The sequence below is a fragment of the Noviherbaspirillum sp. ST9 genome (assembly GCF_048799745.1).
Taxonomy (GTDB): Bacteria; Pseudomonadota; Gammaproteobacteria; order Burkholderiales; family Burkholderiaceae_D; genus Noviherbaspirillum.
The window spans coordinates 547,117-568,617 of sequence record NZ_JBLWFR010000004.1; the positions used below are offsets into that span (position 1 = coordinate 547,117).

Annotated in this window: 23 protein-coding genes and 2 tRNA genes; 11 read left to right on the top strand and 14 right to left on the bottom strand. The window is 61.0% G+C overall.

The features are described from left to right. Window positions 1–11: 11 nt before the first annotated feature. Both ACNOHI_RS11765 and ACNOHI_RS11770 read left to right on the top strand, forming a co-directional pair. Window positions 12–779, top strand: coding sequence for a Nif3-like dinuclear metal center hexameric protein (locus ACNOHI_RS11765; protein WP_420474845.1), 768 nt, complete (start codon window positions 12–14; stop codon window positions 777–779). A gap of 73 nt (window positions 780–852) precedes the next feature. After that, window positions 853–1,563 (top strand): response regulator, encoded by a 711-nt coding sequence (locus tag ACNOHI_RS11770; protein ID WP_420474846.1) that lies wholly within the window; start codon window positions 853–855, stop codon window positions 1,561–1,563. Window position 1,564: 1 nt separating this feature from the next. Here the strand turns inward: ACNOHI_RS11770 and mscL are convergent, their stop codons facing one another. Continuing rightward, window positions 1,565–1,984, bottom strand: a complete 420-nt coding sequence (mscL, locus tag ACNOHI_RS11775) for a large conductance mechanosensitive channel protein MscL (RefSeq protein ID WP_420474847.1) — start codon at window positions 1,982–1,984, stop codon at window positions 1,565–1,567. 250 nt (window positions 1,985–2,234) lie between these two features. On the opposite strand from mscL, the gene petA reads away from it, so the two are divergent. The 6 genes from petA to ACNOHI_RS11805 all read left to right on the top strand — a co-directional run bounded on the left by petA (window position 2,235) and on the right by ACNOHI_RS11805 (window position 6,381). Beyond that, entirely contained in the window at window positions 2,235–2,843 is a 609-nt protein-coding gene (gene petA / locus ACNOHI_RS11780; protein ID WP_420474848.1) for a ubiquinol-cytochrome c reductase iron-sulfur subunit, read from the top strand. Between the two features lie 2 nt (window positions 2,844–2,845). Then, on the top strand, window positions 2,846–4,249 hold the full coding sequence (locus ACNOHI_RS11785) for a cytochrome b (protein WP_420474849.1): 1,404 nt from the start codon (window positions 2,846–2,848) through the stop codon (window positions 4,247–4,249). Window positions 4,250–4,272: 23 nt separating this feature from the next. Continuing rightward, entirely contained in the window at window positions 4,273–5,037 is a 765-nt protein-coding gene (locus ACNOHI_RS11790) for a cytochrome c1 (RefSeq protein ID WP_420474850.1), read from the top strand. 87 nt (window positions 5,038–5,124) lie between these two features. Next, window positions 5,125–5,736: a glutathione S-transferase N-terminal domain-containing protein gene (locus ACNOHI_RS11795; protein ID WP_420474851.1), complete on the top strand. Its 612-nt coding sequence runs from the start codon at window positions 5,125–5,127 to the stop codon at window positions 5,734–5,736. A 57-nt stretch (window positions 5,737–5,793) separates the two neighbouring features. Then, window positions 5,794–6,279, top strand: a complete 486-nt coding sequence (locus ACNOHI_RS11800) for a ClpXP protease specificity-enhancing factor (RefSeq protein WP_420474852.1) — start codon at window positions 5,794–5,796, stop codon at window positions 6,277–6,279. Between the two features lie 26 nt (window positions 6,280–6,305). Further along, window positions 6,306–6,381 (top strand) — tRNA-Thr (locus ACNOHI_RS11805). 61 nt (window positions 6,382–6,442) lie between these two features. Here ACNOHI_RS11805 and ACNOHI_RS11810 read toward each other — a convergent pair. The 13 genes from ACNOHI_RS11810 to ACNOHI_RS11870 form a co-directional block, all read right to left on the bottom strand. Further along, the gene (locus ACNOHI_RS11810; RefSeq protein ID WP_420474853.1) at window positions 6,443–7,024 is read right to left on the bottom strand and encodes a UbiX family flavin prenyltransferase; all 582 of its coding nucleotides are present in this window, start codon (window positions 7,022–7,024) and stop codon (window positions 6,443–6,445) included. 16 nt (window positions 7,025–7,040) lie between these two features. Further along, complete coding sequence (gene grxD, locus ACNOHI_RS11815; RefSeq protein ID WP_420474854.1) at window positions 7,041–7,352, bottom strand: Grx4 family monothiol glutaredoxin; 312 nt, start codon at window positions 7,350–7,352, stop codon at window positions 7,041–7,043. 176 nt (window positions 7,353–7,528) lie between these two features. After that, entirely contained in the window at window positions 7,529–9,874 is a 2,346-nt protein-coding gene (locus tag ACNOHI_RS11820) for a Tex family protein (protein WP_420474855.1), read from the bottom strand. Window positions 9,875–9,966: 92 nt separating this feature from the next. Next, window positions 9,967–10,794, bottom strand: a complete 828-nt coding sequence (gene prmC, locus ACNOHI_RS11825; protein WP_420474856.1) for a peptide chain release factor N(5)-glutamine methyltransferase — start codon at window positions 10,792–10,794, stop codon at window positions 9,967–9,969. A gap of 8 nt (window positions 10,795–10,802) precedes the next feature. Then, entirely contained in the window at window positions 10,803–11,279 is a 477-nt protein-coding gene (locus tag ACNOHI_RS11830; protein ID WP_420474857.1) for a disulfide bond formation protein B, read from the bottom strand. Between the two features lie 82 nt (window positions 11,280–11,361). Next, window positions 11,362–12,444 (bottom strand): peptide chain release factor 1, encoded by a 1,083-nt coding sequence (prfA, locus tag ACNOHI_RS11835; RefSeq protein WP_420474858.1) that lies wholly within the window; start codon window positions 12,442–12,444, stop codon window positions 11,362–11,364. Window positions 12,445–12,531: 87 nt separating this feature from the next. Beyond that, on the bottom strand, window positions 12,532–13,821 hold the full coding sequence (gene hemA, locus ACNOHI_RS11840) for a glutamyl-tRNA reductase (RefSeq protein ID WP_420474859.1): 1,290 nt from the start codon (window positions 13,819–13,821) through the stop codon (window positions 12,532–12,534). A gap of 135 nt (window positions 13,822–13,956) precedes the next feature. Next, the gene (locus tag ACNOHI_RS11845; RefSeq protein ID WP_420474860.1) at window positions 13,957–14,643 is read right to left on the bottom strand and encodes a response regulator transcription factor; all 687 of its coding nucleotides are present in this window, start codon (window positions 14,641–14,643) and stop codon (window positions 13,957–13,959) included. Window positions 14,644–14,705: 62 nt separating this feature from the next. Continuing rightward, complete coding sequence (locus tag ACNOHI_RS11850; RefSeq protein WP_420474861.1) at window positions 14,706–15,152, bottom strand: universal stress protein; 447 nt, start codon at window positions 15,150–15,152, stop codon at window positions 14,706–14,708. Window positions 15,153–15,183: 31 nt separating this feature from the next. Further along, window positions 15,184–15,882, bottom strand: a complete 699-nt coding sequence (locus tag ACNOHI_RS11855) for a TerC family protein (protein ID WP_420474862.1) — start codon at window positions 15,880–15,882, stop codon at window positions 15,184–15,186. Window positions 15,883–16,045: 163 nt separating this feature from the next. Then, on the bottom strand, window positions 16,046–17,446 hold the full coding sequence (locus ACNOHI_RS11860) for a sensor histidine kinase (protein WP_420474863.1): 1,401 nt from the start codon (window positions 17,444–17,446) through the stop codon (window positions 16,046–16,048). Then, window positions 17,427–18,107, bottom strand: coding sequence for a response regulator (locus tag ACNOHI_RS11865; protein ID WP_420474864.1), 681 nt, complete (start codon window positions 18,105–18,107; stop codon window positions 17,427–17,429). The genes ACNOHI_RS11860 and ACNOHI_RS11865 overlap by 20 nt, the downstream gene beginning before the upstream one ends. 159 nt (window positions 18,108–18,266) lie before the next feature. Then, a tRNA-Phe gene (locus tag ACNOHI_RS11870) sits at window positions 18,267–18,342 on the bottom strand. 121 nt (window positions 18,343–18,463) lie between these two features. On the opposite strand from ACNOHI_RS11870, the gene ACNOHI_RS11875 reads away from it, so the two are divergent. The 3 genes from ACNOHI_RS11875 (at window position 18,464) to ACNOHI_RS11885 (ending at window position 21,497) form a co-directional block, all read left to right on the top strand. Continuing rightward, the gene (locus ACNOHI_RS11875) at window positions 18,464–19,660 is read left to right on the top strand and encodes a UbiH/UbiF family hydroxylase (protein ID WP_420474865.1); all 1,197 of its coding nucleotides are present in this window, start codon (window positions 18,464–18,466) and stop codon (window positions 19,658–19,660) included. Between the two features lie 30 nt (window positions 19,661–19,690). Continuing rightward, a complete protein-coding gene (locus ACNOHI_RS11880; protein WP_420474866.1) occupies window positions 19,691–20,410 on the top strand; it encodes a DsbC family protein in 720 nt (239 codons plus the stop codon). A gap of 97 nt (window positions 20,411–20,507) precedes the next feature. Beyond that, entirely contained in the window at window positions 20,508–21,497 is a 990-nt protein-coding gene (locus ACNOHI_RS11885) for an MDR family oxidoreductase (RefSeq protein WP_420474867.1), read from the top strand. Window positions 21,498–21,501 lie beyond the last annotated feature (4 nt).

The window sequence follows — 21,501 nt, forward strand, 5'->3', positions numbered from 1 at the left end:
AAAGGGTGAAAATGAGCCGTGAATCAATTAACAGGGAAGAATTTGCCAGATATATCGAGCAAACGCTCGATATTAACCGCTTTCGTGACTATTGCCCAAACGGTCTGCAGGTGGAAGGACGTCCTCACATCAGGAAACTGGTGACCGGCGTAACAGCCAGCCTTGCCCTGCTGGAAGCCGCGGCCGACACCGGTGCCGACGCCGTTCTGGTTCACCACGGCTACTTCTGGCGCGGAGAGGATCCGCGCGTCGTCGGCCCGAAGCAACGCCGCCTGAAACTTCTCCTGACGCGCGACATCAACCTGTTCGCCTATCATCTGCCCTTGGATATGCATGCGGAATTCGGCAATAACGCGCAGCTGGCCATGCATCTCGGGCTGGTCGCCGATGGTCGTTTCGGGGAGAACGACCTTGGCTGGCTTGGCATGCCGAGCAACGCGGACGTAAGCACTGTCGGCGCGCTCGCTCTACAGGTGGAGGAGCGATTGGGCCGTGCACCGCTGCTGATCGGCGATCCCGCGCAACCATTGAAGCGGGTCGGTTGGTGTACCGGTGCCGCACAAAACATGCTTGGCGATGCCATTGCCGCAGGCGCGTCCGTCTATCTCAGCGGAGAAGTGTCGGAGCCGACTGTCCATTTGGCGAGGGAGGCCGGAGTCGCTTACCTTGCATGTGGTCACCATGCCACGGAACGGTTTGGTGTACAGGCTCTTGGCAGGCATCTGGCGTCCCACTTCGGAATCGAGCATTGCTTTATCGATATCGCCAACCCGGTATAGAGGATGTTTACCAAGAGTCGGTCATTTTTCCTCAATGCACCATGGACAAGGTATCATTACTGGCAGTGAGGGAATGAATATGCTTCAAGAAACATCGCGCGCTCCCGTGGGAGTGCTGATCGTCGAAGACGACACCGTGACGCGAAAGACGCTGTGTCTGGCCATTGAATCGGATCCGGGGCTAAAGCTGCTTGGCGCCTTCGACAGTGTCCAGCCTGCGCTTGCGTGGCTGGAAACAGGGATGCCCGACGTTCTGATGACTGACCTCGGGCTGCCCGACGGTTCCGGAATCGATATCATCCATGCCTGCACCCGTCGCTATCCCGATACGGACATCATGGTCGTCAGCATGATGAGTGACGAGGCCAATGTGCTGGCCTGCATTGAGGCTGGTGCTTCTGGATACGTGCTCAAGGACGCCGGCAGAATGGATATAGCACGCGCGGTCCTCGATCTCCGCGCGGGCGGAGCTCCGATGAGTCCGGCTATCGCGCGCATGGTGCTGGCGAAAGTCAGGGATGGAAAAAAACCGGCGGCGTCGCAGGCTGCACCGAGCGCCGACGCCACGACGCTGACGAAACGTGAAGCCGCAATCCTTGACCTGATCGCACAGGGCGAAAGTTACGGCGATGTGGCGAAGACGCTTTCCGTCTCCGTCGGTACCGTACAAACGCACATCAAGAATATCTACGGCAAGCTGGCCGTGCACTCGCGCGGCGAGGCGGTGTACGAGGCGCACCGCCGCGGCCTGTTGCAGATCGGCCGGCCGCTCGCGAAGCGCTGACTTACTTCTTCAACGAATCCCGGATCTCGCGCAGGAGCACCACCTCTTCCGGCGTGGGAGCCGGTTCGGCCGCAGCCGCCGGTTCTTCCTTCTTCGCCTTGTTCAATGCGCGCACCATCTGGAAGATGATGAATGCCAGGATGATGAAGTTCAGCAGGATGGTGATGAAACTGCCGTAGGCAAAGACCGCCCCTGCCTTCTTTGCTTCAGCCAGGGCAAGGTGCGTGCCCTGGTTATTCAGTGGCAGGTAGTAGTTGGTGAAGTCCAGGCCGCCCAACAGCTTGCCTGCCACCGGCATGATCAAGTCCTGCACCATTGAATCGACGATCTTCGAAAAAGCGGCGCCGATAATGACACCGACCGCGAGATCGATCACATTCCCCTTGATGGCAAACGCCTTGAATTCCTGCATCATTCCCATCGAACACCCCCTTTATTGTTGTTAAATGCGCAATTTCGCTCGCCTTGATGGCAGGCGATCTTCAGACTATGACAGAGTTTGGATGACTTTTCCTGTGCTTCGCGCGCAAGTGTACGAAATTGCACGAAAAAGTTCCCGAATCCCGCGCAAAGTCTTTCATATTCACTTTAATTCAAATGTCCCGTCAGCTATAATCTAAGGTTGCTGAACTTTCCTACAGATTTTCGCTTTTTCACTGATTGGGGTTGGTATGAGTAACGAAAAGCAGGTCGATTCCGGTCGACGTGGCTTGCTCGTCGCGACATGTGCGGCGGGCGGTGTGGCCGGTCTGGCCACAGCAGGGGCCTTTGTGTCGACCTTCCAGCCGTCCGAGCGCGCGAAGGCCGCCGGCGCTCCGGTTGAAGTTGACATCGCCGGCCTCGCGCCGGGTGAAATGAAGACCGTCGAATGGCGCGGCAAGCCGGTCTGGATTCTCAAGCGTTCGCCGGAAATGGTCGCGTCGCTCAAGAAGACCGACGGCCAGGTCGCCGACCCCAAGTCCGAGCGCAATGCAAACGATTTGACGCCGGAATACGCACGCAACGAATACCGTTCGCGCAAGCCTGAAATCCTGGTCGCTGTCGGTATCTGCTCCCACCTGGGCTGCTCCCCGACCACCAAGCTGCAGCCGGGCGCTCAGCCCTCGCTGCCGGACGACTGGCAGGGTGGTTTCCTGTGCCCGTGCCACGGCTCCACGTTCGACCTCGCCGGTCGCGTGTTCAAGAACAAGCCGGCGCCGGACAACCTGCAAGTTCCCCCGCACATGTACCTCAGCGATACCAAGCTGATCATCGGCAAAGATGAGAAAGGTGAAGCATAACCATGGCATTCCAAGAAAAAAAGCTTCCCGCTGACGCTCCGGTGTCCGCCAAGGCCCTGAACTGGTTCGATGCCCGCTTCCCGGTCACCTCGACCTGGAAGGCGCACCTGTCCGAGTACTACGCGCCCAAGAACTTCAACTACTGGTATGCCTTCGGCTCGCTCGCACTGCTGGTGCTGGTGATCCAGATCGTGACCGGTATCTTCCTCGTGATGCACTACAAGCCGGACGCCAACCTCGCGTTTGCTTCCGTCGAGTACATCATGCGCGACGTGCCGTGGGGCTGGCTGGTGCGCTACATGCACTCCACCGGCGCATCCGCCTTCTTCATCGTCGTCTACCTGCACATGCTGCGCGGCCTGCTTTACGGTTCCTACCGCAAGCCCCGCGAACTGGTGTGGCTGTTCGGTGTCGGCATCTTCCTGTGCCTGATGGCGGAAGCCTTCTTCGGCTACCTGCTTCCCTGGGGCCAGATGTCCTACTGGGGCGCACAGGTGATCGTGAACCTGTTCGGCGCGATTCCGTTCATCGGCCCGGACCTGTCGCTGTGGATCCGCGGTGACTATGTCGTTTCCGATGCAACGCTGAACCGCTTCTTCTCCTTCCACGTCATCGCCATTCCGCTGGTGCTGCTGGGACTGGTCGTCGCGCACATCATCGCGCTGCACGAAGTGGGTTCCAACAATCCGGACGGCGTCGAAATCAAGGAAAAGACCGACTCCAACGGCGTTCCGCTCGACGGCATCCCGTTCCACCCGTACTACTCGGTGCACGACGTGTTCTGTGCCGCGGTCTTCCTGATCGTGTTCAGCGCCATCGTGTTCTTCGCACCGGAAATGGGCGGTTACTTCCTCGAGTACAACAACTTCATCCCGGCAGATCCGCTGAAGACCCCGCCGCACATCGCGCCGGTCTGGTACTTCACGCCGTTCTACTCGATCCTGCGTGCTACCACCTCCGAGTTCATGCTATACCTGGCGATCGGCCTGGCTGCTTACCTCGCGCTGGTCATGCTGAAGTCCAAGCTCGACGGCAAGACCAAGATGGGCATTCTGATCGTCGGCGTCGCTGCCGTGATCGGCATGTTCGTGTTCGATGCGAAGTTCTGGGGCGTTGTGCTGATGGGCGTGTCCGTAATGATCCTGGCTGGCCTGCCGTGGCTTGACCACTCTCCGGTCAAGTCCATCCGCTATCGTCCCGCTGGCCATGGCTACGTCTACCTGGTGTTCGGCATTGCGTTCGTGATCCTCGGTTACCTCGGCGTGCAACCGCCGACGCCGGTCGGTACCCTCGTCGCGCAGATCTGCACCTTCATCTACTTCGGCTTCTTCATGTTGATGCCGTGGTGGAGCAAGATGGGCCAGTTCAAGGCCGTGCCTGATCGTGTCACGTTCCACCCGCACTAAGCCGCAAAAGGGATATAAGAACCATGAACTTGTTGAAAAAACTGATTGCGGTCCTGGCACTCGTCCCGGCGGTTACGTTCGCCAGTGAAGCGACTTTCCCGCTGGATCAGGCTCCGAACCGTACCAAGGACCTGGCTGCGCTGCAAAACGGCGCCAAGCTGTTCGTCAACTACTGCCTGAACTGCCACTCGGCATCGGCCATGCGCTACAACCGCCTGACCGACATTGGCCTGACCGAAGACCAGATCAAGAACAACCTGCTGTTCACCAGCGACAAGGTTGGCGACTTGATGAAGGTGTCGATGGCGGCCAAGGACGCGAAGGAATGGTTCGGCGCAGTGCCGCCGGACCTGTCCGTCATCGCCCGCGCGAAGGCGTCGGGTGAAGGCTCCGGTCCGGATTGGCTGTACACCTACCTGCGCACGTTCTACAAGGACGACACCCGTCCGACCGGCTGGAACAACCTGGTTTTCCCGAACGTCGGCATGCCGCACGTGATGTGGGAACTGCAGGGCGTTCGTGTTGCAAAGTTCGCTGAAGAAAAGGACCCGCACGACGCAAGCAAGACGGTGCACAAGTTCGCCGGCTTCGAGCAGGTCAAGCCGGGCAAGCTGTCCGCAACCGACTTCGACAATGCGACGGCCGACCTGGTCGGATACCTGGAGTGGATGGGTGAACCGGCCCAGAACAAGCGCAAGCGCCTTGGCGTCGTTGTGCTGCTGTTCCTCGGCTTCTTCATGGTCCTCGCCTGGCTGCTGAACAAGTCGTACTGGAAAGACGTCAAGTAAAGTCTCGGCCCGCATCGCAAGGTGCGGGCAATTGTTTTGGGGTGAGCCGTAAGACGTCTCACCCTTTTGTTTCTAAGGAACTACAACATGATGGTTCTCTACTCGGGCACGACCTGCCCATTTTCGCAACGCTGCCGTCTCGTGCTGTTCGAGAAGGGCATGGATTTCGAAATCCGCGATGTTGACCTGTTCAACAAGCCGGAAGATATTTCGGTGATGAATCCCTACGGCCAGGTCCCGATCCTGGTTGAGCGCGACCTCATCCTGTACGAATCCAACATCATCAACGAGTACATCGACGAGCGCTTCCCGCATCCGCAACTGATGCCGGCGGATCCGCTCATGCGTGCGCGTGCGCGCCTGATGCTGTTCAATTTCGAGAAGGAATTGTTTGTCCACGTCCATACTCTGGAGAACGACAAGTCCAAGGGCGCGGAAAAGTCGCATGAAAAGGCACGCGCGGAAATTCGTGACCGTCTGACCACGCTGGCACCCTTGTTCATCAAGAACAAGTACATGCTTGGCGATGAGTTTTCCATGCTCGACGTGGCCATTGCGCCGTTGCTCTGGCGCCTGGACCACTACGGCATCGAACTATCGAAGACGGCTGCGCCTCTGATGAAATATGCGGAGCGGATTTTCTCCCGTCCCGCATATATCGAAGCACTGACGCCGTCCGAAAAGGTCATGCGTCGCTAAGACGAGCAAGGCGCCGCGCTATACGCCGGCGCCACGTTGTCCCAGAGACCGGAAGCCATGTCTGAAATTTCGACCAAGCCCTATCTGCTGCGCGCCATTTACGAATGGTGCACGGACAACGGCTACACCCCGTATCTTGCCGCGGCAGTGGATGCACGCACGCTGGTGCCGCGCGAGTTCGTGAAGAATGGAGAGATTGTCCTGAACATCAGCTTCACCGCGACCAGCGGGTTGAAGATGGACAACGACTTCATCAACTTCCATGCGCGCTTCGGCGGTGTGTCACGAGAGATCTCGATTCCGGTCGACAACGTCGTCGCCATTTATGCGCGCGAAAACGGGCAAGGAATGGCCTTTGAAGTGACGCCGCCGGCGCAGCAGCCGGAAGACGAGGCTGGCGAAGAGAAGCATAACGGTCCCGCGCTTGCCGCCGTTCCAACCCAGCAGGACAATGCGTCCGAAAGCGAATCCGAAGACGGTCCTGACGACAACGGCGATCCGCCAAAAAAAGGCGGGCGTCCGACGCTAACCCGAATCAAATAAAGTACAATACGGGACTTTCCAGTTACGCCGGCTTAGCTCATCTGGTAGAGCAGTTGATTTGTAATCATCAGGTGGCGGGTTCGAGTCCTGCAGCCGGCACCAATGAAAAAGCCCACGATCAGCGATGATCGTGGGCTTTTTTCTTTTCGCATTCAAGCCACGCTCAAGTTTCACCCTTCAGCCCGCTCCAGCGAGGCGTCAATGCATGCGGAATGGCAAACAGGTCGAGTACGCGGCCGACGGTGTGATCCACCATCTCTTCGATCGTCTTCGGCCGCTGGTAGAACCCGGGCAACGGCGGAAAGATGATGCCGCCCATTTCGGTGACGGCGGTCATGTTGCGGAGATGTGCCAGGTTGAAGGGCGTTTCGCGGACCATCAGGACCAGGCGTCGCCTTTCCTTGAGGACGACGTCCGCGGCGCGGGAGATCAGGTTGTCGGACAGGCCGTGTGCCACAGACGCAAGCGTCTTCATGGAACAGGGTGCGATGACCATCCCGTCGGATTGAAATGAGCCACTGGCGATCGATGCGCCCACGTCGCGCACGTTATGCACGACGTGCGCCAGCGCTTCGACTTCCTTGCGTCCGAGATCGAGTTCCTGATGCAGGTTCAGTACGCCTGCATCGGAAATCATGAGGTGGGTTTCAATGCCGGGCGTCTCGCGCAGCACCTGCAGCAGGCGCACGCCGTACACCGCACCGGTTGCTCCGGTGATGGCGATGATCAGGCGCTGGCCAGGCATCGGGAAGGGGAGCGCTTCAGGCCTTCAGCAGGGTCTGCAGTTCGCCCGACTCGTACATCTCGGTCATGATATCGGAGCCGCCGATGAACTCGCCTTTGACGAAGAGCTGCGGAATGGTCGGCCAGTTGGAGTATTCCTTGATACCCTGGCGGACTTCCGCATCTTCCAGCACGTTGACGGTGACGATGTTCTCGATGCCGCAGGCATTCAGGATCTGCACCGCACGGCCGGAAAAGCCGCACTGCGGGAACTGGGCCGTGCCCTTCATAAACAGCACGACGGGGTGGGAAGTGACGGTTTCTTTGATCCAGGCTTGTACATCGCTCATGGTTTTACCTCTCTACGCCTAAAAAATGGGGAATTCCACCATTATATGAAAAAGGGGGGTGCGATGCCGCGAAGCCCGGAGAAATAGCAGGGACATGCGGCGCAAACTTGCCGAAAAAACAAAAGGCGGGATTTCGTCACGGTGAAATCCCGCCGATTCGTAATGGAAAGGGCGCGTCAGCCTTTCAGCTTGGCGAATGCCGCGGCCATCGCGTTGTTCACCGCGGGTTGCGGGGCCCGCTGCTGATGCTGCGAAAGGCGGCGTGCATCGTTGCGGTCGCCACGCTGTTCAGGGCGCGCACCCGGCGTAGGCGCCGCGTCATTCAGACGCATCGTGAGGGCAATGCGGCGGCGTTTCTCATCCACCTCCAGCACCTTCACTTTGACTACCTGGCCCGCTTTGACGACCGTGTGCGGATCACGCACGAAGGTATTCGACAGTGCGGAAATATGCACGAGGCCGTCCTGGTGAACACCGATATCAACGAAGGCACCGAACGCGGCCACGTTGGTCACCACACCCTCGAGGATCATGTCCGGACGCAGGTCCTTGATGTCCTCCACGCCTTCCTTGAAGGTCGCGGTGGTAAATTCCGGGCGCGGATCGCGGCCGGGTTTTTCGAGTTCCTTCAGGATATCGGTGATGGTCGGCACGCCGAACTTCTCGTCCGCGTACTTCGAGGGAACGACCGACTTCAGCAGCTTTGCGTCGCCGATGACGCCTTTCACATCCTTCTTGATGTCAGCCAGGATCTTTTCGACGACAGGATAGGATTCCGGGTGCACGGCGGATGCATCCAGCGGATTGTCGCCGTTCATGATGCGCAGGAAGCCCGCTGCCTGTTCGAAGGTCTTTTCACCGAGGCGCGGTACAGACAGCAGTGCAGCGCGCGAGGCGAACATGCCTTTCATGTCGCGATAGTTGACAATGCTCTGCGCCACGCTGGCGTTGAGGCCCGATACGCGCGCCAGAAGCGGCGCAGAGGCCGTGTTGACGTCCACACCGACGGCGTTCACGCAGTCTTCGACTACGGCGTCCAGTGAGCGCGCGAGCTGCGACTGGCTGACGTCGTGCTGGTACTGGCCGACACCGATCGACTTCGGATCGATCTTGACCAGCTCGGCCAGCGGATCCTGCAGGCGGCGCGCAATGGAAACGGCGCCGCGCAGTGACACATCGAGTTCCGGCAATTCGCGCGAGGCAAACTCGGAGGCGGAATAGACCGACGCGCCCGCTTCGGATACGACGATCTTGGTCAGCTTGAGCTCCGGCTGCAGCTTGATCAGGTCTTGTGCCAGCTTGTCGGTTTCACGCGACGCGGTGCCGTTGCCGATCGAGATCAGCGAGACGTTGTGCTTGCGTGCAAGCAGTGCCAGCGTGTGCAGCGAGCCTTCCCAGTCATTACGCGGCTGGTGCGGGTAAATGGTCGTGGTGTCGACCACCTTGCCGGTGGCATCAACCACGGCCACTTTGACGCCAGTACGCAGCCCTGGATCCAGGCCCATGGTGGCACGGGGGCCAGCGGGGGCGGCCAGCAGCAGGTCTTTCAGGTTGCGCGCGAAGACGTTGATCGCTTCGATTTCGGCACGCTCACGCAGGCTGGTCATCAGTTCGGTTTCGAGGTGCATGAACACCTTCACCCGCCATGCCCAGCGCACCGTGTCACACAGCCACTTGTCAGCGGGGCGGCCCTTGCTGCTGACACCGAAACGGGCAGCGATGCGGCTCTCGCAGGGGTTGTGGGGCGCATCCCACTTCGGCTTCTCTTCCTCGCTGTCGAGGCGCAGGGAAACGTTCAGGATTTCCTCGCGGCGTCCGCGGAACAGGGCGAGCGCGCGGTGCGACGGGATGGTGCCGATGGTTTCGGAGTAATCAAAGTAGTCGGCAAACTTCGCGCCCGCGTCTTCCTTGCCCTCGACGACCTTGGACTCGACGACGCCGTGGTCGGTCAGGTACTCGCGCAGGGATTGCAGCAGCGTCGCGTCTTCGGCGAAGCGCTCCATCAGGATCTGGCGGGCGCCATCCAGCGCAGCCTTCGCATCCGGTACGCCGGGGTTGTCGCCGTTGTCGGTCGTGAAGGCCGGCTTGATGTACTTGGCGGCTTCCTCGTCCGGGGTCAATGTCGGATTGGCGAGCAGGGCGTCGGCCAGTTCCGTCAGGCCGGCTTCGGCGGCGATCTGGGCCTTGGTGCGGCGCTTGGGCTTGTAAGGCAGGTACAGGTCTTCGAGACGGGTCTTGTCCTCGGCGTGAGTGACGGCATCGAGCAGTGCCGGCGTCATCTTTCCCTGCTCCTCGATCGAAGCAATGATCGCCGCGCGGCGGTCTTCGAGCTCGCGCAGGTAGCGCAGGCGCTCTTCCAGCAGGCGCAACTGCGTATCGTCCAGGCCGCCCGTGGCTTCCTTGCGGTAACGCGCAATGAAGGGGACGGTGGCGCCTTCATCCAGCAGGGCGATGGCAGCGGCGACTTGCACCGGCTTGGCGGCGAGTTCAAGGGCGAGACGTTGTTCGATGGATGGCAGCATGGAGAATCAGAAAGGTAAAAACAAGCGGGTGATGATACGCAAATTGGGCGTTTGCGCCAGTCTTGACAGTCAAAAAAGGCAGGATTGATGCACTATCGCACGCCGCCGGTCACGCGCTCGATGCCCGCCAAGTCCTGCCAGCTTTGCACGTCGCGAAAACCTTGATGGATGAGCAATTCCCGCACCCGCGCTGCCTGGTCGTAGCCGTGCTCCATCAGGAGCCAGCCGCCGGGGATGAGGTGCGCCGGTGTTCCATCCACGATCGCGCGAATTGCGCGCAATCCGTCGCCATGGTCGGTCAATGCATCGACAGGTTCGAAGCGCAGGTCGCCCTGCGACAGGTGCGGGTCACCGGCCACAATGTAGGGCGGATTGGAAACGATCATGTCGAACTGCTCATTGTCGAGCGCAGCGTACCAGTCACTGTGGAGCAGGCGCACGCCTGCCTGATGGCGGCCGGCATTGCAGCGGGCGACGGCGAGGGCTGCTTCGCTGGCATCGAGGGCGGTGACCGTCGCGTCGGCGCGGCTGCGGGCAATCGCAATCGCAATGGCGCCCGAGCCGGTGCCCATGTCGAGCACGCGCGCCTTGTCCGGCACGCGATCCAGCGCCAGTTCGACAAGCAGTTCGGTTTCGGGACGGGGTATCAGTACGTCGGGCGTGGTGTGCAGTGCGAGGCCGAAGAATTCACGTTCGCCGAGGATGTAGGCGATCGGCTCGCCATTCAGCCGGCGACTGAACAGGGCCGCGACAGCATTGCATTCTTGCGCGGTGAGCGCGCGTTCCGATTGAGTAATGAGCTGCACGCGCGACAGTTGCAGCGCATGCGACAGCAGGATGCGTGCTTCGAATGCATCGAGCGGCGGCTGCCGCAGCAGACTGCCAAGGGTAGCGCCGGGCTCGATGGAAAACGGCTGCATCAGGACGGTCAGCGGCTGCGGCGCAATGCGGCCCAGATCATGACAAGGGCGAAGGTCAGGAACCAGATCAGCGACCACTGCGGATTGGACAGGCCGAGGATATTTGGATATTCCGCGGAGCAAAGGCCGTCCGCCTTGAACACGAACGGCAGCAGCTCCGCCGTCGGATAGCGGTTGAGTGCGGTTTCAAGTGGGTCGATGCCGCAGGATACGCTCGGGTGCGCCTTCACCCACACGTGCCAGCCGGCCACGCCTGCGCCGCCCAAGGCAGCCAGGGCGCCAAGACTGGCGCCGGCTTTGGTGGCGCCCCGCGGCAAGGCGGCGAAAATAAAGCACACCAAGGCAAGCAGGATGAACATGTAACGCTGGATCACACAGAGGGGACAGGGCATCTGGCCCTTCACATGCTGCAGATAAAGCGCAAAACCGACCAGCCCGAGGGCGATGAGACCAACAGCAACTAGCACCGGTTTGGATGTTTTCATGGGTCTTTGTTGTAAGAAGGAAATGCTTTCAGAGTAGTGGCGGCACGGAAAGTTCCGGAATGGCAATGACGGCCGCTTGTAATTATGCCTCGTCTGCGAGTGCCGCCAGCAATTCTGCCTGATGTTCGGCGAGTAGCGCGTTGGTCAGTTCGATCAAGTCGCCGTCCATGATGAAATCGAGCTTGTACAAGGTCAGGTTGATGCGGTGATCCGTCATCCGACCTTGCGGGAAATTGTAGGTGCGGATCCGCTCGCTGCGGTCGCCAGAGCCGATCAGCGACTTGCGGGTCGCTGCTTCCTTGGCCTGCTGTTCTCGCAGTTGCACGTCCTTGATGCGCGCGGCGAGCACCTTCAGTGCCGATGCCTTGTTTTTGTGCTGGCTGCGGTCGTCCTGGCATTCGACGACGATGCCGGTCGGCATGTGCGTGATGCGCACCGCCGAGTCAGTCTTGTTGATGTGCTGGCCGCCCGCGCCCGAGGCGCGGAAGGTGTCGATGCGGATGTCCGCCGGGTTGATGTCGACGTCTTCGACCTCGTCGGCTTCGGGCATCACCGCTACCGTGCAGGCGGACGTATGGATGCGGCCCTGCGTCTCGGTCGCGGGCACGCGCTGCACGCGATGACCGCCCGATTCGAATTTGAGGCGTGAGTAGGCCCCGTGGCCGATGATGCGCACGATCACTTCCTTGTAGCCGCCGATCTCGGAAGGCGACTCCGACACCATTTCCACCTGCCAGCGGTTGCGCTCGGCAAAGCGGCTGTACATGCGCAACAGGTCGCCCGCAAACAGCGCTGCTTCGTCGCCGCCCGTGCCCGCACGGATTTCGAGGTAGATGTTGCGTTCGTCGTTGGGGTCCTTCGGCAGCAGCATTTTTTGCAGCTCGGCTTCCAGCGCTTCGATGCGCGCCTTCGCTGCCGCAATTTCTTCCTGCGCGAGGTCCTTCATGTCGGGATCGGCAAGCATCTCGTTCGCAGTGGCGATGTCCTCGTGCGCCTGCTTGTAATCCTTGTACAGCGCGACCAGCGGTCCCAGCTCGGCGTGTTCGCGCGTGAACTTGCGGTACTGGTCCATGTCGTTCGTCGCGCCTTCCTGCATCAGCAGGTTGTTGAGTTCTTCCAGCCGTTCGGCAAGCTGGTCGAGCTTGGCAAGCATTGATGGTTTCATGGCGTTATGCGGTCGTGAAGTCGTCGGACGCCGCAGGAACGCGGCGCGGGCGGGGACTGCGGACAGTCCCCGGAGGCAGGGCGGCAGCTAGCGCTTGGTGCGGAAAAGCTGCGGGAGGAGGGTGGCCAGGCGAGCGCGTTCGTCGCCTTGTGCATTGTGCAGGGCTTGTTGCGGGCCATGCAGGAACTTGGCGGTGATGCCCTTGGAGAGTGCTTCGAGCACGACGTCGATGTCCTCGCCCTTGGCCAGGAGTTTCTTCGCGCGCTCGAGTTCGGCCACGCGCATGGCTTCGCTGTTGTCGTGCAGTTCGCGGATGATTGGAACGACAGCACGGCTCTCGATCCAGTGCATGAAGGATTGCACGCGGGTCTCGATGATCGCTTCGGCCTGCGCGACGGCGGCCTGGCGGTTCTCGATGCCGGTCTGCACAGCCGTGCCCAGGTCGTCGACGGTGTACAGGAAGACATCGTCGAGACGGCCGACTTCGGATTCGATATCGCGCGGCACGGCGAGGTCGACCATGAACATCGGCTTGTGGCGACGCGCCTTGATCGCGCGTTCCACCATGCCCAGGCCGATGATCGGCAGCGAGGATGCCGTACTGGAAACCACGATGTCGAAGTGCGACAACTGGTCCGGCAGGTCGGCCAGGCGGATTGCCTTGCCGCTGAAACGGTGCGCCAGCGCTTCGCCGCGCTCCATGGTGCGGTTGGCGACGGTTAGCGATTTCGGATTTTGCGCGGCGAAGTGGGTTGCGCACAATTCGATCATTTCACCGGCGCCGATGAACAGGACGTTTTGCTCGGAGATCTTGTCGAAAATGCGCTGCGACAGGCGTACCGCCGCGGCAGCCATGGACACGCTGTGCGCACCGATTTCGGTCGTGGTGCGGACTTCCTTTGCGACGGCAAAGGTGCGCTGGAACATCTGGTGCAGGTAAGTGCCGAGGCCGCCGGCGGCTTCCGCGCGGCGTACGGCTTCCTTCATCTGGCCAAGGATCTGTGCTTCACCGAGCACCATCGAATCCAGGCCGGACGCGACGCGGAAGGCGTGGCGCACTGCGTTGTCCTGCGGCAGGGTGTACAGATAGGGGCGCAGTTCCGCGTAGGACAGCTTGTGGTATTCCGCAAGGAAGCGCGCCGTCGTATCGATTGCCGCATCGACGCCGCCCGGAATATGGCTGGCCGCGTACAGTTCGGTACGGTTGCAGGTCGACAGGATCGCAGCCTCGTCCGACGTGCCGGAGGCGGTAGCGCGCCCGAACCAGGCGCGCGCGGAAGCGACTGCCTCGCCGATCGTATCGGCCGGGAAGGCGACTTTTTCGCGCAACGAGACGGGCGCGGTAGTGTGGTTGAGACCGACGGCTAGAAGCTGCATTCGGATTAAGTGCGGGAATTCCTGACCCTCTATTATAGCTTGTTGCGTCCTAGCATAACTTGAGGGATTTTTGTTAATAAAACGCTATCGTGGCGCGAAACAACGTGTATAGGACACTGTCACGATGCGCTTCGTTCACATGGACAACTGTTCAAGCTGGTAGCCGAAGCTGTACACCGGGGCCAGCCGGTAGCCGTTTTCGGGACGCAGTCCGAGCTTGCTGCGAACCCTGGACACATGCGTGTCGAGCGTTCGCGATGGCAGCTCGGATTCCCCCGGCCACACCGTCTCGCGAATATAGGCGCGCGACAGCGGCCGGCCGAGATGGCGAAACAGCAGCAGCGCGAGGTCGAATTCCTTCTGTGTCACCTCGATCGTCTTTCCCTCCCTCACGATGCGCGACGAGGCGGTGTCAAAGGAATACGCATTAAAGCGCAACGACTCGCCGGCATGCTGGTCGGGATAGGCGCGCCGGAGCAGCACCTGGATACGCAGGGCGAGCTCACCATGCCTGACGGGTTTGATCAGGTAATCGCTTGCGCCGGCTTCCAGCGCGGATGTCAATTCGTTTTCCGCAGCTCGCGGGCTGAGCAGGAGGACTGGAATGGCGTGCGGGGAGTGCCTTGCAGCATGGACAAGGTCTTTTACCGTGGCTGGATGCAAGGCGGCATCGAGAACCAGAAGGTCCATTTCTCCGTGACGGAGTTGCTCAAGGACCGCCGGGGCATCGGCAGCCAGGTACGGGAGGTGGCCAGCGGCACGCAGCGTCGTGCAGATCGCTTCAGCCAAGCCGGGGTCCTGATCCATGACGGTTATTCGCATGGATCAGGATGGTAGCGTATCCGGACACCTCGCTGGCGGGGTAACGCTGTGTGCGAAAACTGTCAGGAACCGATCACCTGGCAGTTGGAGGCCGCCTGGAGCAGGTGCCGGACCTGGCTCACGACGGTGCCAAAGAGCCGTTCCGGCAGTCCTGGCTGCGTTGCATGTCCCATAAGGATCTTGCTGCAGTTGAATTCCTGCGCAACACGTACGATGGTTTCCGCAGTGCGGCCGATCTCGATATGCATCTTGTAAGGAACGGCTGCGGCGTCGAGGAGCGACCTTGCTTCGGTCAATTCCTCCATGCCTGTTTCCATATGGATGCGGCGCAGCTCGGCGCTATCGAAAAAGTCGGATACATGGCGCGAAACAGGCACTTGCACGTTCAACAAATGCACACGCACATCCGGGTCCATCCGGTATATGACGATTGCCTCGGCCAGTGCGCTTTGAAGCTGACGCTCCGTCGTGTGAAGCGTGACCGGGATCAGCACCTGTTTCAGCCCCATGTTTTCTCCCTGTGGTTGGACAGACGTGCGTTCAGTTCAGTTGTTCAAGCGGTTCGGAAGCGCTGGGGGCACGGCTTTGCAGCCATTTGCCGACGGCGACCACCAGCAGGGCGCAGAGGACCGGCGGTACCAGGTGCAGGTTGTGGTGGGCTTCCGCAAAGGCCTTGACTGCCGGGTCGGAGAACGCCATTTCGCCCGCGACCCATCCAAGCAGTGCTGCACCGATGGTGATGATGACCGGGAAACGGTTCATCAATTTCAGGATCAGCGTGCTGCCGTAAATGATCAGCGGGATGCTGACGGCAAGGCCGACGACCAGCAGGACGATATTGCCCTTGGCGGCCGCTGCCACGCCAATCACGTTGTCCAGGCTCATGACGAGGTCGGCGATGACAATGGTCTTGATGGCGGCGGCGAGGTTGGAATGTCCTTCGAGCTCTTCTTCCTCATCTTCGCCCTTGAGCAGGTTCACGCCGATCCACAGCAACAGGACGGCGCCCGCGAGTTTCAGGTAGGGCAGGGACAGCAGGTAGACCGCGAAGAAGGTCAGCACGATACGCAGGACGATGGCGCCGACGCTGCCGCACAGGATCGCCATCTTTTGCTGCTTCGGCGGCAGCGAGCGGGATGCAAGCGCGATAACGACTGCGTTATCGCCGCTGAGGACAATGTTGATCAGGATGATTTGCGACAGGGCTACCCAGAATTCCGGGCTCGTGAGGAACGACATGACATCTCCTTGTTTATGATGACCGATGAAGACCGGTTGTCTTCGACTGTCCACAAGGATAAGGAAATGGGCTGTCTCCTCCCTGTCTGCTTCCTTACGCCAGGCTGAACGGATCCTGTCACGAAGCTTACAGCTTCGGACCCAGTGGGAATGCGGCGCGCTGTCAGCCCGGCGGCGGGCTGTCAGGGGTGGGAAATTCGACGGTGAATGTATTGCCGATGCCGTCGACATCTTCTTCCAGGGTGATCTGTGCCTTGTGCAGCGAGGCGATTTCACTGACGATGGCCAGCCCCAGCCCGCTACCGTCGGTATGCGTGCCGAGCAGGCGGTGGAAGCGTTCGAAAATCCGCTGCCGTTCTTCTACCGGGATCTTCGGCCCGTCGTCGCTGATGGAAAGCTGCGGCTGTGCTTCGCCACCCACACGCACCGTCACATGCCCGCCGTCCTGGCTGTAACGCACCGCATTGTCGACCAGATTGTTGATCAGCTCGCGCAGGCGGTGCGGATCGCCCTTGATCATGATTGGCTGGTCGCCTTCGAAGCCGAGGTCGACATTGCGTTTCAATGCCTCCGGCACCCATTCCATGGTCACCTCCAGCGCCAGGGCGTTCAGGTCCAGGCGCTGCAGGGCGAGCGATTCGACGGCGCCCGGTTCGTTGCGAGCCAGTGACAAGAGTTGGCCGACCAGGTGGGACAGGCGGTCGGCGCTCATGTAGAGCTGCGCCAGGGAGCGCTGCATTTCGCCGAGATTCTGCTCCCGCAGGGCGACTTCGATCTGTGCCTTGATGCCGGCGACGGGCGTCTTCAATTGATGCGCCGCGTCTGCAATGAATCGGGCCTGGAAATTCAGCGTCGTGCCGAGTCGCAGCATCAGCTCGTTCACCTCCTCAACAAGCGGCCTTACCTCGCCGGGAACGCCGGTCGTCGGGATCGGGCTGAGGTCGAGGTGGGAGCGGTCGGAGACGGCACGCTTGAGCAGTTGCAGCGGATGCAGGCTGCGCGCCACGCCGTAGTAAACAACGATTGCCGCCAGGGCAATCAGGAGCAGCTGGGGGATGAAGACGCTGGCCCGGATGTCGCCGGCGAGGCGGTTGCGCTTGTTCAGCGTCTCGGCTGCTTGCACCAGCACGGTTTCGTGTTTTTCCCGCTCATCGCAATTCATGTGGGCCGCGACCATCCGGACGCGCTCTTTGCCCAGCATGTCGTCGTAGAACGCCGGCCTGCCGTCATAAAGTTTGAGCGGCGCCGGCAGGCTGGGATCGCCGCCAACGAGGCTGCCGTCCCCGGCGACGACCTTGTAGAAGATCCTGTCGTCCTGGTCGACCATCAGCAGCCGCTCTGTGCCGGGAGGCATCTCCAGGCGGGGGCGGTCGCCGTCGTAGCGCACATGCAGGCATACCTCGCGCGCGATTTCGTGCAATGCGCGGTCGTACGCTTCGTTCGAGTACCGGACAGAAGACGAATACGTGACGGCGACATCGAGCAGCAGCAGGACCACCAGCGGCCCCAGCAGCCACGCGAGCAGCGTTCGCCGCAGCGTGAAGTCAGTCAGCCGGACTGTCATCGTGTTCCAGCAGGTAGCCCATGCCGCGGATCGTGCGGATGCGGCAACCGTAGGTCTCGAGCTTCTTGCGCACGCGGTAGACGTAGACTTCCATCGCGTTGGGGCCGACGTCGTCGCCCCATCCATAAAGGTGGTTGACCATCTGCTCCTTGCTGACGACGCGGCCTTCCTTCATCAGCAGCAGTTCGAACACGGCAAGTTCACGCGCGGACAGTTCGATCGGCTGGTTGTCGTGGTACAGGCGGCGCCCGGCAGTATCGAGCCGAAGCTTGCCGTGGACCAGATCGGGCGAGGAATTTCCGTGGCCCCGGCGCAGCAAGGCGCGTACCCGCGCTTCCAGTTCCGGCAGGTCGAAGGGTTTGGTGAGATAGTCGTCGGCGCCGAGGTCCAGGCCGCGAACCCGGTCGCTGAGCGCATCAAGCGCGGTAAGGATCAGGACCGGCACGCGGGATTTGCGGGCACGCAGCCGCCGGACAATATCGAAGCCGCTCAGTCCAGGCAAGCCGATATCGAGCACGACCAGGTCATAGGTGTGGATGGTCAGCGCCTTGTCGGCCTGGTCGCCGTTGGCAACAAGGTCCACCGCATAGGCCGATTGCACGAACGCGCGGTACAGGGCGTCGGCCAGGGTCTCGTCATCCTCAACTAGGAGAATTCGCATTGTGTTGTGGTGTCCGATTGCACGGAGGAAGGCAATGCCGGAAATTCTAACTGACTATTCAGGCTTTCCGGCCGGTATGCGGCAATGCCGGCAGAAATCGGCGAAGACGGAAAAACAAAAGGGCTTACAACGAAATCGCTGTAAGCCCTTGATTTTTCTTGGTGGCCCGGGGCGGAATCGAACCACCGACACAAGGATTTTCAATCCTCTGCTCTACCAACTGAGCTACCAGGCCAAGGCGCGCAAGTATAGCAAAGCTATCGGAATATGCAAGACCTTTTTGCAGCCGGGACTTTTTTGAACCGCTATAATGGCCTCGGAATCTACTGTTTTTGTCACTCCCGGGTACCTGCTTCATGCAAATTCAAAGCAATATTTGTGTCATCGGGAACGGTGCTGTGGGCAAGGCTGCGGCGCTTGGCTTCGCGCAGGCCGGCCTGTCCGTGACGCTGCTCAGTCCGCCGCAAGGCCGTCCCGATCCCGCCCAGGCGGCGGCAAGCTGGGACGTTCGCGTCTATGCGCTGAACCATGTCGCGCATGACCTGCTGACGTCCCTCAAGGTCTGGCAGGCGCTGGACGCGTCACGCGTCGCGGCCGTCGATGCGATGGACGTCAAGGGCGACGGCGCGCAGGCGGGAAATATCTCCTTCGATGCTTACGGCGCCCGCACGGGTGCGCTGGCCTGGATCGTCGAGGACAGCAACCTCGGCTCCGCCCTTGATGCGGCCCTCAAGTTCGCACCCAACCTCCGCGTTGTAACGGGGCGTGCTGTCGAGCTGCGCACCGATCTCCAAGGCGCGAGCGTGCGGCTGGACAATGGCGACGTGCTGGAAGCGTCGCTGGTGGTCGGTGCCGACGGCGCGCAGTCCTGGGTGCGCGGACAATGCGATATCGGCATCGACTACCGTTCTTACGGCCAGCGCGCCATCGTGACCAATTTCGAATGCGACAAGCCGCATCACGGCACCGCCTTCCAGTGGTTCACGTCCAGCGAAGGCATCGTGGCGCTGCTGCCCTTGCCGGGCCAGCGCGTTTCGCTGGTCTGGTCGGCCCCCGAGGCGCTTGCCGAGACGCTGCTCGGTGAATCGCTCGCCCAACTGGCCGAACGCCTCACGACGCTCTCCGGTGGCCAGCTCGGTCACCTGCGTCCGGTGCAGCCCGAGCTCGTGAAGGCGTTCCCCCTCACGCTGATGCGGCCGCACGCGATTGTCGCGCCTCGGGTAGCATTGATCGGCGACGCAGCCCATGTCGTGCATCCCCTGGCCGGCCATGGCATGAACCTCGGTTTTGCCGATGTCGGGGCGCTTATCAAGGCGGTATCGGAGCGAGAATCGCACCGGGATTGCGGCGATGAGCGGGTGCTCGGCCGTTATGCGCGCGCGCGCAAGGAGGATATCTTCCTCATGCAGTTGGCGACCGATGGATTGGAGCGGCTGTTCTCCGCCGACTTCGAGCCAGTGCGGATCGCGCGCAATATCGGCTTGAACTTTGTCAACAAATTGCCAGTCATAAAAAGAGCGCTGATTTCCCATGCGATGGGAAAACGGTCATAACGATCTACAGAGGGTAATCCCGACACAATGATGAAACTGAAACAATTTGCAGCGCTGGCTGCATTCACCCTTTCTGCAGGCGCCGCACTCGCGCAGTCGGCGCAAGAGGCGGCCATCCGCAAGGCAATCGAACCCCGCCTGGGCGAGGGCGCGAAGATTGATTCCATCACGAAGACGCCCTACGGCGGCCTGTACGAGGTGCGTGTCGCAGGCGACATCTTCTACACCGATGCCAAGGGCGAGTTCCTGTTCATCGGCCGCATCGTCGATACCAAGACCTTCCAGGACCAGACGAAGGCGCGTCTCGACGAGATCAACAAGATCAAGTTCTCCGACCTGCCGCTCGACTCCGCGCTGAAGATGGTGAAGGGTAACGGCAAGCGCGTGATCGCCATCTTCGAAGACCCGAACTGCGGTTACTGCAAGCGCTTCCGCCAGACCCTCAACGAGATGGACAACGTGACGGTCTACACCTTCATGTACAACATCCTGTCCGAGGATTCCACAGTCAAGTCGCGCAACATCTGGTGTTCCGCCGATCGCTCGAAGGCGTGGGACGAGTGGATGCTGAAAGGCAAGCAGCCCGAAGCAGCGCCGGCGAACTGTACCGCACCGAACGACAAGATCCTCGCCCTCGGCCAGAAGATGAAGGTGACTGGCACTCCGACCATCTTCTTCACCGACGGCACGCGCATCCCGGGCGCCGTCGACCTGAAGGCACTGGAGGCCAAGCTTGCTTCCATCAAGTAACAAGCAGTAGAGGAATCCCTCGAATGGCGCGTTCTCGCAAGAGGCGCGCCATTTTTTTACATCACAATATGTCCGCAGCCCATCAAGGAGACGAGCGATGTTCAACGCGATCCTGCTTAACAAGAACGAAGACGGCACGACAAATGCCCGTATCACGCAGCTCGACGACGGCCAGTTGCCCGCCGACGGCGACGTCACCGTGCGCGTCGACTATTCGACGATCAATTTCAAGGATGGCCTCGCTATCACGGGCAAGTCGCCCGTTGTGCGCAAATGGCCGATGATCCCCGGCATCGACGGCGCGGGAGAGGTTGTTGCTTCCTCCCATCCCGACTGGAAGGCCGGCGATGCCTTCATCCTGAACGGCTGGGGTGTCGGCGAAGTACACATGGGCTGCCTTGCCCAGCGCGCGAAACTGAAAGGTGACTGGCTGATTGCGCAGCCTGCGGGAATGACGTCCAGGACAGCAATGGCGATCGGCACGGCGGGTTACACCGCCATGCTCTGCGCGATGGCACTGCAGGAGCAGGGCGTGGCGAAGGACAGCGGCGACATCCTGGTCACCGGCGCGTCCGGCGGTGTCGGCAGCGTGGCGATATCGATTCTCTCCACTTGGGGCTACCGGGTCGTGGCATCGACCGGCAAGCTGGGCGAAGCGGATTACCTCAAATCGCTGGGAGCGGCGGATGTGATCGATCGCGCGGAGCTCTCCGCGCCCGGCAAGCCGTTGCAGAAAGAGCGTTGGGCGGGCGTGGTCGACTCCGTCGGGTCGCATACGCTCGCCAACGCACTCGCCCAGACACGCTACGGCGGGACGGTCGCGGCGTGCGGCCTGGCGCAGGGCATGGACCTGCCGACCTCGGTTGCGCCGTTCATCCTGCGCGGCGTCAAGCTGATCGGCGTCGACAGCGTCATGGCGCCCAAGGCAAGGCGCGTCGACGCGTGGCAAAGGCTGGCGCGTGACCTCGATCCCGCCAAGCTCGACCGGATCACGCAGGAAATCACGCTGGGCGATGCCCTGATTCACGCCAAGGACATCCTCGAAGGGAAGGTGCGCGGCAGGCTGGTCGTCAACGTCAACGCATAAAGGG